At 44.1% G+C, this 13303-nt stretch carries 17 protein-coding genes; 4 read left to right on the forward strand and 13 right to left on the reverse strand.

The genetic code is table 11. From position 1 onward, the window contains the following. Positions 1 to 23 precede the first annotated feature (23 nt). The 9 genes from xerD to ansA form a co-directional block, all read right to left on the reverse strand. Positions 24 to 914, reverse strand: a complete 891-nt coding sequence (gene xerD, locus AC07VD_RS15165; RefSeq protein ID WP_004398985.1) for a site-specific tyrosine recombinase XerD — start codon at positions 912 to 914, stop codon at positions 24 to 26. A gap of 7 nt (positions 915 to 921) precedes the next feature. Then, on the reverse strand, positions 922 to 1149 hold the full coding sequence (locus AC07VD_RS15170) for a YqzK family protein (protein WP_003230440.1): 228 nt from the start codon (positions 1147 to 1149) through the stop codon (positions 922 to 924). A 124-nt stretch (positions 1150 to 1273) separates the two neighbouring features. Then, complete coding sequence (fur, locus tag AC07VD_RS15175) at positions 1274 to 1723, reverse strand: ferric iron uptake transcriptional regulator (RefSeq protein WP_003223972.1); 450 nt, start codon at positions 1721 to 1723, stop codon at positions 1274 to 1276. A gap of 112 nt (positions 1724 to 1835) precedes the next feature. Then, a complete protein-coding gene (spoIIM, locus tag AC07VD_RS15180) occupies positions 1836 to 2480 on the reverse strand; it encodes a stage II sporulation protein M (RefSeq protein ID WP_004398593.1) in 645 nt (214 codons plus the stop codon). A 100-nt stretch (positions 2481 to 2580) separates the two neighbouring features. Then, entirely contained in the window at positions 2581 to 2796 is a 216-nt protein-coding gene (brfA, locus tag AC07VD_RS15185; RefSeq protein WP_124058532.1) for a ribosome rescue factor BrfA, read from the reverse strand. A gap of 99 nt (positions 2797 to 2895) precedes the next feature. Continuing rightward, positions 2896 to 4215 carry an NAD-dependent malic enzyme gene (locus AC07VD_RS15190; protein ID WP_004398731.1) on the reverse strand — a complete coding sequence of 440 codons (1320 nt, stop codon included), beginning with the start codon at positions 4213 to 4215 and terminating at the stop codon, positions 2896 to 2898. Positions 4216 to 4232: 17 nt separating this feature from the next. Beyond that, complete coding sequence (gene mleN / locus AC07VD_RS15195; protein ID WP_032726072.1) at positions 4233 to 5639, reverse strand: malate-H+/Na+-lactate antiporter MleN; 1407 nt, start codon at positions 5637 to 5639, stop codon at positions 4233 to 4235. A gap of 141 nt (positions 5640 to 5780) precedes the next feature. Beyond that, complete coding sequence (gene aspA / locus AC07VD_RS15200; RefSeq protein ID WP_003230430.1) at positions 5781 to 7208, reverse strand: aspartate ammonia-lyase; 1428 nt, start codon at positions 7206 to 7208, stop codon at positions 5781 to 5783. A gap of 44 nt (positions 7209 to 7252) precedes the next feature. Continuing rightward, positions 7253 to 8242 (reverse strand): asparaginase, encoded by a 990-nt coding sequence (gene ansA, locus AC07VD_RS15205; RefSeq protein ID WP_015384018.1) that lies wholly within the window; start codon positions 8240 to 8242, stop codon positions 7253 to 7255. A 181-nt stretch (positions 8243 to 8423) separates the two neighbouring features. Between ansA and ansR the strand changes: the two genes are divergently transcribed. Further along, positions 8424 to 8774, forward strand: coding sequence for an HTH-type transcriptional regulator AnsR (gene ansR, locus AC07VD_RS15210; protein ID WP_004399024.1), 351 nt, complete (start codon positions 8424 to 8426; stop codon positions 8772 to 8774). A gap of 8 nt (positions 8775 to 8782) precedes the next feature. Here the strand turns inward: ansR and AC07VD_RS15215 are convergent, their stop codons facing one another. Beyond that, the gene (locus AC07VD_RS15215) at positions 8783 to 9946 is read right to left on the reverse strand and encodes a TIGR00375 family protein (RefSeq protein ID WP_342819523.1); all 1164 of its coding nucleotides are present in this window, start codon (positions 9944 to 9946) and stop codon (positions 8783 to 8785) included. Further along, positions 9943 to 10500, reverse strand: coding sequence for an ADP-ribose pyrophosphatase (nudF, locus tag AC07VD_RS15220; RefSeq protein WP_004398600.1), 558 nt, complete (start codon positions 10498 to 10500; stop codon positions 9943 to 9945). The genes AC07VD_RS15215 and nudF overlap by 4 nt, the downstream gene beginning before the upstream one ends. A gap of 74 nt (positions 10501 to 10574) precedes the next feature. Between nudF and mciZ the strand changes: the two genes are divergently transcribed. Together mciZ and AC07VD_RS15230 are read left to right on the forward strand one after the other, a co-directional pair. Next, a complete protein-coding gene (gene mciZ / locus AC07VD_RS15225; RefSeq protein WP_217018296.1) occupies positions 10575 to 10697 on the forward strand; it encodes a Z-ring formation inhibitor MciZ in 123 nt (40 codons plus the stop codon). 62 nt (positions 10698 to 10759) lie between these two features. After that, the gene (locus AC07VD_RS15230) at positions 10760 to 11680 is read left to right on the forward strand and encodes an aldo/keto reductase (protein WP_015714213.1); all 921 of its coding nucleotides are present in this window, start codon (positions 10760 to 10762) and stop codon (positions 11678 to 11680) included. A gap of 31 nt (positions 11681 to 11711) precedes the next feature. On the opposite strand, the gene AC07VD_RS15235 is transcribed toward AC07VD_RS15230, so the two are convergent. Next, a complete protein-coding gene (locus tag AC07VD_RS15235) occupies positions 11712 to 11936 on the reverse strand; it encodes a YqkE family protein (protein ID WP_003230416.1) in 225 nt (74 codons plus the stop codon). A gap of 159 nt (positions 11937 to 12095) precedes the next feature. Here AC07VD_RS15235 and AC07VD_RS15240 point away from each other — a divergent pair, with 159 nt between their 5' ends. Beyond that, a complete protein-coding gene (locus AC07VD_RS15240) occupies positions 12096 to 13013 on the forward strand; it encodes an alpha/beta hydrolase (protein WP_217018291.1) in 918 nt (305 codons plus the stop codon). 39 nt (positions 13014 to 13052) lie between these two features. Here the strand turns inward: AC07VD_RS15240 and AC07VD_RS15245 are convergent, their stop codons facing one another. Further along, a complete protein-coding gene (locus tag AC07VD_RS15245) occupies positions 13053 to 13292 on the reverse strand; it encodes a YqkC family protein (protein ID WP_003230411.1) in 240 nt (79 codons plus the stop codon). Positions 13293 to 13303 lie beyond the last annotated feature (11 nt).

A 13303-nucleotide genomic window follows, 5' to 3' on the forward strand; every position in this document is an offset into this window, starting at 1 on the left:
AAAAAAGCCGCAGCCACCTGCGGCTATGCTCGCGGATGAAACTGCTTGTACACATCCTTCAGCCTTGTTTTCGTCACATGCGTATAAATTTGCGTCGTGGATATATCCGCATGCCCGAGCATTTCCTGCACCGCTCTTAAATCTGCCCCGTTCTCAAGCAGATGCGTCGCAAAGGAATGCCTGAGCGTATGCGGAGTCAGCTCTTTCTTAATGCCGGCTTCCAACGCGATTTTTTTCAGGTTCTTCCAAAATCCCTGGCGGCTGATCTGTTTGCCGTGATGATTTAAAAAGAGGGCGTCAGACACATTGTTCTTTAACAGTTTCCCCCTGGCTTTTGTCATATATTCCTCAATGGCGGAAGCGGCGGCTTCACCAATTGGCACAATCCGTTCTTTTCTGCCTTTGCCGAAGCATCGGATAAACCCCATAGATAAATGAACATCTGCCGTTTTCAACTCAATCATTTCACTGACTCGTATGCCTGTCGCATAAAGCAGCTCCAGCATTGCTTTATCCCGATAGCCGAATGGGCTCGTCAGCTTAGGCGTGTCCAATAATCGCTCGACTTCATTGAGTGCGAGCACCTTCGGAAGCGCCCGTTCCGTCTTTTGTGTTTCGATATGAACGGAAGGGTCCTTATCCGTTACTTTTTCCCTGAGCAGAAATTGATGAAAAGAGCGAATGGATGCCAAATGCCGCGCCGATGTCTTGCCGGATTTCCCCGAGTCCTTCAAATGCTTTAAATATTGGATAATATGTATGCGGGTAACGTGATTCCAATCTGTAACATGAAGGGTTTCTGTTAAGTAGAGAGAATAGCTTTTCAAGTCACGTTCATAGGATACGATCGTATTTTGAGAGAGCCCTCTCTCTACCATAACGTAGTGGATGAAATCCTTTATTTGATCTTTCACTCTTGATCTACTCCCCGTTTTGGTAAAAAAAGATCAACCGGTCGAACCATCCGCCTTTTTCATCCTGATCCATTTCAACAACTTTTACAGCGGAGCCTTCCGGTTTATCATACCGATGATAGTTTTCATACTCTTGATTCACCCATATCATAGCATAATAGAACAAAGCGGTAAAACCGGTAAACAGGATGAAAACTTTCAATGCATCGACAGCTGTTTTCAGGAATCTTCCCATGTCCTAATCGATCCTTTCCCTATGGTTCCAGTTATATAAACCATATGCCAAATCAGAAAGGTTTTATACATAGAAACAGCAAAAAACCCTTTCCCCATGAGAAAAGGTTCGCGCTCGGCACCGTCTATTCAGTTTCTTTTCCGTTACAGCGGTGGCAAATGCCGTGAAACGTCAATCTATGATCTTTAATCTTAAATTTCCAATCACGTTCAATGATTTCTTCCACGTCTTCAAGCAAATCTTCTTCAATTTCATCAACGGCTCCGCACTCCATGCACACCAAGTGGTGATGAAAGTGAGCTGCGCCCTCTTTCCGAAGGTCGTAACGGGACACACCGTCTCCAAAGTTAATTTTATCTACGACTTTTAATTCAGTTAATAATTCAAGCGTACGGTATACTGTAGCGAGACCGATCTCAGGAGATTTCTCTTTTACGAGGAGGTATACATCTTCTGCGCTTAAATGGTCTTCTTCGTTTTCAAGCAGCACTCTTACTGTCGCTTCACGCTGTGGCGTAAGTTTATAGCTGGATGAGTGCAGTTGTTTCTTAATTCGATCAATACGGTTTTCCATGTCTTTCCCTCCTACGCCGCATTCCATGACTCATTATAACAAAATACGCGCAGAGTTCCAACTATAATTATTATAAACTGATAAATAAAACGGTTTTCTTTTAATAATAATTTTAAAAAAGTCTAGATGTAAGCTTTTCCATTAAAACAGGAGATAAGTATGCTTCAAAGAGAGATGAGATCAGCGCTAAAAACAGAATGACCAGCAGCACAAAGGCATACCGCCCGAACCATTGAATCGGCGCGTCATGGAGGCTTCGTTTCACGAACAGCTGTCTGATTAACTTTAAAGAAAACGCAATTGCACATGTGCCCATAATGAGATAAGCCGGAATCAGCAGCACATTTTGCGGCAAAACGGAGACAAATGATAGGAAAAACCCGCTTACTCCCATCTGATTGACTAAAAACCCGACAGTAAAGCCGACGACGATCCCTTTCAGAAAGATCATGATGAAAATAATCGGCATCCCAATGACGGAAATTCCCAGTATCCACATCAGGCCTAAATACTTTGCATTATGAAAGATACTTTGCCCAAACATATCAGCTGAACTTGCCTGTTTTCCATCCGAAAGCTGTCCAAAAAATTGACTTAAATAGTAGTATAAATCTTCTTTCTGGCTGATCGTCATACTGTTGACAATAATCGCGCCAAAGATGACACCCATGAAAAACAGCACTGACACAAATATATAAAGAGAGAGATGATCTTTGACATGCCTGAGAAACATGTCCTTATAAGAGATTTTTCGCATACCGTTTCCTCCCGCCCACTCTAGTGATTTGATTTAATAGATTGTATGAAAGAAACAGAAAAACATGCCCTTTTTCAAAAAGAAACGATAGAGACGAATGCTAGGCGGCTTTTTGGGGCAAAAAAAAATCCTTATCATCAACTGCCGTATGATCATAAGGATTCTTATGCTTCCGTTTATTCAAAATCACTTTTTTGCTTTTTGTCATTCTTTCATGTGTGCTGAAAGATGGTGTGCTGCCTCTTGATAATAAGACGTCACGTCCGCCGTTTCTCAATCGATGCTCCCGCTTCTTTTTCGCTTGGCTTTTTGCCATGTGATCACTCCCTTTTTTATTTTCATAGTAATGATAACAAAATTGAACACTGATAAGAAAAAAACAGCACCTGCTATGCCAGGTGCTGTTTAGCTACATTTATTTCACTGCTGTAAGAGCTGCATGCTCAACAGCTGCTGCTACCGCATGATGGACTTTTGAATCAAGCGGCTGAGGGACAACATCACCTTGTTTAGTACAGGCTGCGATGGCCTCTGCTGCTGCGACAAGCATATCATGATTAATCTCCGTGCTTTTTGCGTTAAGCGCTCCTCTAAAAATCCCCGGAAAACCGAGTACATTATTAACAGAACGCCCGTCAGCTGCATATGCGGCGCCAGCCTGCAGTGCGGCCTCCGGCTCAATTTCCGGCTTCGGATTCGATAAAGCCAAAATGACTTGACCAGAACGTACAAATGCCGGTTTTATTAAACCCGGAACGCCCGTTGTAGCAATGACAATATCACATGTTTCCATGAGCTCCTCAATACTGGAAACTGCCTGTCCGCCGTATTGTTCGAGACGGTTCATTGCTGACTCTGATTTGTCTGTTCCGTACACAGCATTCACACCATAAGCCATGAACATCCGGCAGATGGCCACGCCTGCTGCGCCAAGGCCGATTTGCCCCACTTTCGCTTCCTTCAGGTCAACTCCCGCACTCCTGCATGCCGAAATGGCAGCTGCCAGCGTCACTACAGCTGTACCATGCTGGTCATCGTGCATAACAGGGATGTTCAGCTCCTCTTTTAGGCGATCCTCGATTTCAAAACAATGCGGCGAACCGATATCCTCAAGAAGGATGCCGCTAAAGCCCGGAGAAATATGTTTTACTGTTTTGATGATTTCTTCAGGATCACTCGTATCAAGCAGTATCGGAATGCCGCTAATACCCGCCAGCTGATCAAATAAAGCAGCCTTTCCTTCCATGACAGGCATGCCAGCCACAGAGCCGATATTCCCAAGGCCTAAAATTGCGGTTCCATCCGTTACAATTGCAACAGAATTGCTGATCGTTGTATAAATAGAAGCTTTTTCAGGTTCTTTTTCGATCAGTCGGCACACGTCCGCAACACCTGGTGTGTAGACACGTCCCAGCTCTGCCAGTGAACGGATCGGCATTTTGCTTTTCATTTGGATTTTTCCGCCTTCATGTGCTGACAGGACTTCATCAGATACGGTGTGAAGCCTGATCCCTTCTCCGAGGGCCTGTACAGCCGCGATCACTTCCTGAAGCTGTTCTTCATTCTCCACTTGAACGGTAATATTCCGCATTGTGTAATTGGGTCCGACTTTTACCGTCTCCACTTCACCAATATCCCCGCCCAGAAGGCCGATTGCCGTAGCCACCCTTCCAAGATTTCCGGGAACCGAAGGCGTTTCGATCATCAGTGTCCGAATCATGTGTTTCGCTATCATTCAGTGATCCTCCCCTATTAGCCTAGTTTTTCGGCTTTAACTGTATTGTTTTTCGTATACCATATAAATTTTCCTGTATAGCCATAGATAATTGCAAGACCTATTGCTACAAAACTGAGCCACATAAACGGCAGATAAGAGAAGGTAGAAACACCTAAAATACCAGCCATGTAAATCCCATTATCAGACCAAGGAACCATCCCGGAAGTCAATGTTCCCCCGACCTCTGAGTTGCGTGATAACACTCTTCTGTCCAGATGTAAGCGATCATAGCTGTCTTCCATAATTTTCGGAGTCAAAATAAGGGATACATACATCGCACAGCCGAAGATGTTTGCTAAAAACGCTACGATCAGCGTAGATAAAGTGACATTGCCGGCAGATGTTAATTTCTTTTCAAACATAGAGACGATGACTTTCAGCACGCCGAGTTTCTCAAGCAGGCCTCCAAAACCAAGACCAAATATAATCACGACAAGGGAACTGAGCATTCCGACAATTCCGCCGCGGTTTAACAAGCCGTTCAAAAATTCAACATCTGTTTTAATAGAAAATCCGTTGTACGCAGTGGCAATCGCATCCGCAATATTCATGCCTTGGAACACAGCAGCCCAGATTGCGCCAAGCAAAGCACCGATCACGATAACCGGCATAGACGGCTTTTTCATCGCTAATAAGACAATGACGACAACAGCCGGAATCAGCATCCAAATATGAATATCAAACGTGTTTTGCAAAGATGATTTCAAAAATTCAACTTTATCAAGATCAATATTTTTCCCGCCGTACATAAAGCCGGTAATAGTAAATAAAATAGCCGTAATCACATATGCAGGTATTGATAAATAAAGCATTGCTCTCACGTGGTCCAATACATCGACTTTTGATAGTGAGGAAGCCAAAACTGTACTGTCAGACAGAGGAGACAGCTTGTCCCCAAAATATGCACCTGAAAGGATAGCTCCCGCTACAAGAGGAAGCGGAATCCCTAATCCTTCTCCAATTGCGATCATGGCAATGCCGGCAGTTCCGACTGTTCCCCATGATGTTCCTGTTGCCACAGACATGATTGAACAAATAATCAATGTTGCTAGTAAAAAGATACTAGGGTGAATAAATTCTAATCCGTAATAAATCAGTGTCGGCACAACGCCTCCGGCGATCCATGTTCCAATGAGCGCCCCAACTGAAACGAGAATCAGAACAGCTTCAAGACCGTTTGATATTCCATGCAGAATCGCATTTTGCATATCTTTATAAGAATAACCGAGTCTGATTCCGAGAATCATTGCAATAAACCAGGAAATGAAGAGCGCGAGCTGTATCGGCAAGTCTAAAAAGACTGTAAACGACATGACAAGTGCTAAAAATGATCCTAGTACAATAATAATTTCGAATAGTGTTGGCAGTCTTACATCCTTCATAAGAAGTCCCCCTTCATGTAAAAAGCTAAAACGCTTTCAATAAATAGTGCAACACGTATACTATACTTCCTCATCCCTATGTTGTAAACAGCTTATTCATCCGATTATTCGGAGATGAATAAGCTGTATTTTGTACAAATTTTATTTTTCTAATAGTTCTTTCCCTGCGATACCTGGTTTTGTCATCTCATATGGGTTTAAAATAATATCCAATTCTTCTTCAGTCAGCACATCATGCTGCAGACAAAGATCCCGGACAGATTGCCCTGTCATAATTGCTTCCCTGGCAATTCTAGCTGCCGCTTCATACCCAAGATGCGGATTGACAGCTGTGATCACGCCTGCGCTTTTTTCTACGTATTGCTTCATACGCTTTTCGTTGGCTTCAATGCCTTTTAAGCAGTTGTCAGTGAACGAACGGAAGCCGTTGTTCATGATGCTGATGGATTGAAGCAAATTAAAGACAAGCACGGGCTCCATGACGTTCAACTCAAGCTGGCCGGCTTCTGAAGCAAGGCAGATTGTATTGTCGTTTCCGATAACCTGGAACGCAATTTGGTTGATCAGCTCCGCCATAACCGGATTGACTTTCCCCGGCATAATAGATGAACCCGGCTGACGTGCAGGCAGAGAAATTTCCGCAAGTCCGGCGCGCGGTCCCGACGCCATTAAGCGCAGGTCGTTTGCGATCTTCGACATGTTCATCATGCAGACTTTTAATGAAGCTGATACCTCTGTATAGGCATCTGTATTTTGTGTCGCATCAACAAGATGATCAGCGCCGACAAGAGGAAGCCCGCTAATATCAGCAAGGTGCTTTACTACCTGTTTGATATATTCAGGATCAGCGTTCAGCCCTGTACCAACAGCAGTTGCGCCCATGTTGACTTCATATAGGTGCTGGCGCGATTGCTTGATTCGTTTGATATCACGCTCGAGAACACGGCTGTAAGCTTCGAATTCCTGGCCAAGACGGATCGGAACCGCATCTTGAAGGTGTGTCCGGCCCATTTTAATAACAGAGTCAAACTCCTGTGCTTTTTGCTTAAACACGCTATGCATATCTTCCATTGTTTTCAGCAGTTTTTCTAAGAGCTTCAATGTGGAAATATGAATAGCAGTCGGAAACACATCGTTCGTAGACTGTGACATGTTCACATGTGTGTTTGGACTTAAATGGATATAATCTCCCTTTTTATGTCCCATGATTTCAAGCGCCCGGTTTCCGATAACCTCATTCGCGTTCATGTTCATAGAAGTTCCGGCACCGCCCTGAATCGGATCGACGATAAACTGATCGTGCCACTTGCCTTCGAGAATCTCGTCAGCGGCTTGTACGATAGCTTGGCCAATTCCTTCATACAGCCGTTTCACGTCCATGTTGGCAAGAGCCGCAGCTTTTTTCACAATCGCCAGTGCGTTAATCATTTCCTCATGGATTTTGTATCCTGTGATCGGGAAATTTTCAGAAGCACGGAGCGTCTGAATTCCGTAATAAACATCTGCTTCAATTTGTTTTTCCCCAAGGAAGTCTTTTTCCACGCGATATTCTTTTTGGCCGTTTAACATAATCTTTAACCTTCTTTCTCTTTGCTGGTTATCGTTTTTACATTTTACAGGACAACGTCATCAGCTATCGGCGTTTCCATAATTCTCTTGACGACAGGAAGATCCGAAGACTGGCCTAGTGCCCACATCAATTTTGGCACAATTGCTTCTGTGTTCATATTTCTTGATCGGATAATTAAGTCTTGGTTGACTCTGCGGCCAACCTCGTAAATGCTCATGTCTTCGCCTTCTTCAAGACATTGAGTCGTAATGACGACGACAATGCCGCTTTCGATCAGCTCATTCACTTTTGACAAAATGTCTCTGCCTTCAAACGGCACCCCTCCGCTGCCATAACTCTCAATGACAATTCCTTTATACAAGCTTTTCAGGGCATCAAACATTTCGGGCTTTAAGCCTGGATGCAGCTTCAGCAGACATACATCTGTGCATAGTGAAGTGTCAACTGTGAAGGTGTCGTTCTCAGGTTCCGTTACTTGTTTGTTGTATTCGATCCCGTCTTCATTGATAAAAGCGATATATGGGTAATTGATGCTTTCAAATGCGTCGTAGCTTTTCGTTCTTAATTTGATCGCACGCGTTCCCTGAATGACTCTGCCGTCAAACACAACATAAACGCCGCCCACGCCTTCACAGGCAAATCGAATGGCATCTGTAATATTTTTTTTAGCATCGGTTTTTTGGAACGTGATCGGAATCTGCGAGCCGGTGATGACAATCGGTTTTTTGGCATGCTGCAGCATATACGATAGTGCGGCAGATGTATAGGCCATTGTATCTGTACCGTGAGTAATAACAAACCCGTCATAGGCATCATAATTTTCCTTAACGGCTTCCGCTATTTCCACCCAGTATTCAGGCTGCATATTGGTGCTGTCTATATTCATAAGCGACTGAGTTTCCATTGTGTAATCGTTATCAAGTTTTGATACGTAACTTAATAATTCATCAGCCTTGACTCCGGGAGCCAGCCCATTTTCCCCTTCAACTGAAGCAATCGTTCCCCCAGTTGTCAACATCAATAATTTTTTCATACCATGCACCTCTTCACTGTATCTAAAGATGGGTTGCGAGAAGGTATTCGCTTTTCGCATACTTTTAATGCAATTATAGACACGGAAAATAAAATACGCAAGACATTATTATTCAATTCGCGTACACTTCCTAATACCTATATGATATAATCAGCTCAAGGTGAAAAAGGAGCGGAAGTTCATGAATCTAGATCGTTTAACTGAATTGAGAAAAAAGAAAAATTGGTCGCTTCAATATACAGCTGACCTTCTCGGCATCGCAAAAAGCACATATGCCGGCTACGAGTCAGGCTACCGACGGCCTTCACTTGAAGCGCTTGCCATGCTGGCTGACCTCTTTGACACAACCTGCGATGAACTTTTAGGCCGCGAGAAACAAAAGCAGACTGCTCCTCAGGCCATAGAATTGGCCACGTGGAGCAGCCTTGACTTTACCATTTCTGTTGATGGCCAGCCGCTGAGTGAAGATGAAATCATCCAGCTGATTACCTTTATACGGACAAAAAGAAAAGTACAGGAGGAACTGAGTTAATCTTTAGCTCACGGTTTAATTTTACCGTAGGTTCCTCCTCCTCCGGCTTTCAATTCCAGTTTTCCGGATCTCGCTTTTACGATAAGCGCCGCGGTTTTCGGCGGGACAACGCGAGCCAAATCTTCTTCTGCAGCCTCGTGAAGAACAGCCATTTCTGTTCCGAAGGCTTTTTTTAGTTTGTCCAGCGTTTTCAGGCCTACACCCGGAACAAATTGCAGCGGGATCTGATGTACATATCGCGGACGCGGGACGCGAACTTCAAGCTGATCACTCAATTCATGCAATCTTTCGCTGACTCCCTTGGTAAATCTGGCATTTCCGCAATTCGCGCACGCTGTTTCCCCGCTTACAGCAGGCTCTCCGCACGCTTCGCAAGCCGTCTGATAATATTTCCCCAATAACGGGTCCAAGCCGTAATTTGCGATAATTCCCCTGTCATCTTGTCCCTTTAATGCAAGAGCAAATTCAGTAAAATCAGCTGACTGCACATATAGTTCATTATATTCTCTGCCGATTTTCCCCAACGAATGCGCATCAGAATTTGTTAAAAAAGGATACGGATTCAATTCAGATACGTGTGATGCCATGTCTGTATCACAGCTTAATCCAAGCTCCACCGCGTCTATCATAGATGGATCAAAAACCTCAGTTAAGCTTAATTTAACCCCTTTTCCATATAAGCTTTTATGCGGCGTAAAGATATGGGCGGGGATAAACAGGCCGCCCATATCCTGCACTTTTTTTTGCAGGTTTAAGCCCGTTTCATAAATCCGCTGCGAGCTTAAATGAATATTTTTCAGCCGGGCTGACAGCCAGTTTGAAAACTGTTTCATATCAGCCAGCGTCGGCATAAATACGAGCACATGGATCGGTCCGCTGCAGGCTTCATCATAAATCTCCAGCTCGCTCCCCAATAAAAGAGTCGTGCTGCGATAACGGATTCCTCCCCCGTCAAGCTCGCGATATTTTCCAGATGAAATGCCTTCCTCAAGCTCTAGAATGACTTCCGGAGAATGACAGTCGATAATGCCGAGGAGTTCAATTCCTTTATGTTCACTGGCTTCAACCAAAATTCTGTCCAGCGTTAATGTTTTGGCGCCAGTTATTTTGACAGCCCTTCCTGTAAAGGTCCGGCCGATATGAATGTGCAAATCCGCGTAAATCTTTTTCATTTTTGTGCTTGGAGCGCTTCTTTCAGCTGAAGATACTGAATCGCGTAGGCTGTTTTAGCATCGTATACTTCACGCGATTCAACCAGCTTTAGCGCATCTTCAAGCGTCACCTCCATCACTTCAACAAACTCGTCCTCATCAAGCTCCCGTTTTTCTTCAAGCACAGAAAGCTCCTCAGCAAGAAACACGTGAACGATTTCATCTGCAAATCCGGGTGATGTATAAAACGCAGTTATTTTTGTCAGTTTTTTTGCTGTATAACCGGTTTCCTCTTCAAGTTCCCGAAGTGCCGTATACTCCGGCTCCTCACCTTTTTCAAGCTTACCGGCCGGAATTTCAACGATCGTCCGCTCAAGCGGCTTACGGAATTGTTTGACCATGATGATTTTCCCTTCATCTGTGACGGCTAGTACCGCTACAGCTCCAGGGTGTTTCACAATTTCACGTTTACTGGCTTTGCCGTTTGGCAGCTCTACATCCTCGACATAAAGATCAATGACTTTACCCGAAAAGATCTGTTCTTTGGCAATTGTTTTTTCTTCTAATGATTTCATTTCTTCATCTCCCGTTCTGTCTCTATATGATGCCCCATACATTTTATCATACTAGAGCAAAAGGGGGCTTCTTCGTGAAAATGCACCGCATGCCAAAAGGTGTTGTCTTAGTCGGAAAAGCATGGGAAATTCGGGCGAAGTTAAAAGAGTATGGACGCACATTTCAATATGTGAAAGATTGGATCTCAAAGCCATAAAAGTTGAAACTTTAGCTCCTTTATATTACGGTCAATACAAAGCCTAAAAAAGGAGTGTGCACATGAGAAAGCGCAAATTGGGTACATCTGATTTAGACATTAGTGAAGTCGGACTCGGCTGTATGTCTCTTGGAACTGAAAAAAACAAAGCATTGTCCATTCTGGATGAAGCGATCGAGCTCGGCATCAACTATTTGGACACAGCGGATTTGTATGACCGGGGACGCAATGAAGAAATTGTCGGTGATGCGATCCAAAACAGACGCCAGGATATTATTCTGGCAACAAAAGCGGGAAACCGTTGGGATGACGGAAGCGAGGGCTGGTATTGGGACCCTTCAAAAGCTTACATAAAAGAGGCGGTAAAAAAGAGCCTTACACGGCTGAAAACAGATTATATCGACCTTTATCAGCTCCACGGCGGCACGATAGAGGACAACATTGATGAAACGATTGAAGCGTTTGAGGAATTAAAACAAGAAGGTGTCATCCGCTACTACGGCATTTCTTCCATCCGCCCGAATGTGATTAAAGAATATGTAAAAAAATCAAACATCGTCAGCATTATGATGCAATTCAGCCTATTTGACAGACGCCCTGAGGAATGGCTCCCGCTTTTAGAGGAACATCAAATCAGCGTAGTCGCCAGAGGTCCTGTTGCCAAAGGGCTCTTAACTGAAAAACCGCTTGATCAAGCTTCAGACAGCATGAAACAAAACGGGTACTTGTCCTATTCATTCGAGGAACTGACAAATGCCCGCAAGGCAATGGAGGAAGTGGCTCCCGATCTTTCCATGACAGAAAAGTCGCTGCAGTATCTGCTAGCACAGCCGGCTGTCGCTTCAGTGATTACAGGCGCCAGTAAGATTGAGCAGTTACGGGAAAATATTCAGGCAGCAAATGCACGGCGTTTAACCGAGGAGGAAATCAAAGCGCTCCAATCTCATACGAAACAAGACATTTACAAAGCTCATCGCTCATAGCAGAAAAACCAGCACCCGTACAGGTGCTGGTTTATTTATATTGATGCCAATCCATTTGGCTTTCATTTAGGAGTTCTTCAAAGCTCTTATTTTTTTCGATCTCTTTTTTCTTTCTGATCTGTTCTGCTTTTTCTCTTTCCTGCCTCTTTTCATCCTCTTCCTTCAATTGGCTCTTCATCTCCATAAGCTTTGCTTTGATATCGGATTGAAGGCCGTCTTTTAGCTGGTGTTTGTCAGCGGATTTTTGTTTTTTCATTCAGACTTCCCCCATGTTTTGTTTTGAAGACAGTTTATCACGGAGCATATACACTGAACAAGCAGACTCTCTTCTGATCACTTTCTCAGCGGAGCAGTGTTTAGGTATAATGATTTCAAACACGAATTACCTATATTTAGTTGAAAGGTGCTGTGACTTTTGAAGAAAATCCTTTTGGCCATTGGAGCTCTCGTAACAGCTGTCATCGCAATCGGAATTGTTTTTTCGAATATGATTCTATTCATCAAGAGAAAAACGGATGAAGACATTATCAAAAGAGAGACAGACAACGGACATGATGTGTTTGAATCATTTGAACAAATGGAGAAAACCGCTTTTGTGATACCCTCCGCTTACGGGTACGACATAAAAGGATACCATGTCGCACCGCATGACACACCAAATACCATCATCATCTGCCACGGGGTGACGATGAATGTACTGAATTCTCTTAAGTATATGCATTTATTTCTAGATCTCGGCTGGAATGTGCTCATTTATGACCATCGCCGGCATGGCCAAAGCGGCGGAAAGACGACCAGCTACGGGTTTTACGAAAAGGATGATCTCAATAAGGTTGTCAGCTGGCTCAAAAACAAAACAAATCATCGCGGATTGATCGGAATTCACGGTGAGTCGATGGGAGCTGTGACCGCCCTGCTTTATGCTGGTGCACACTGCAGCGATGGCGCTGATTTTTATATTGTCGATTGTCCGTTCGCATGTTTTGATGAACAGCTTGCCTACCGGCTGAGAGCGGAATACAGGCTCCCGTCTTGGCCCCTGCTCCCTATCGCCGACTTCTTTTTGAAGCTGAGGGGCGGCTATCGCGCACGCGAAGTATCTCCGCTTGCTGTCATTGATAAAATCGAAAAGCCGGTCCTCTTTATTCACAGTAAGGATGATGACTACATTCCTGTTTCTTCGACCGAGCGGCTTTATGAAAAGAAACGCGGGCCGAAAGCGCTGTACATTGCCGAGAACGGTGAACACGCCATGTCATATACCAAAAATCGGGACACGTACCGAAAAACGGTGCAGGAGTTTTTAGACAACATGAATGATTCAACAGAATAAAAAAGCGAAAGGCCTCTTCGGCTCTTCCGCTTTTTTATGTTACAGAACGTCGGTAATGCCATCCATATTTTCTCTGATCCATTCAATCGCAAGATCTATCGTTGTAAACTCCTGCGTCTCGAAGGTCATTTCATCCTGCAATAGCCAGACATCTTTCTTGATGGACTCTGCTCCTCCAATTGACCAGTGAAGCAAGGTATAGGGATGGTTTTGATTCAGGAAGGATACCCACGTTTTATTTTGTGCTGTGTTCTTCATTGCCTTCAGCTTTTGTTCCACGTTTCGCGTCT

The organism is Bacillus sp. GW821-FHT01G09, from assembly GCF_059422205.1.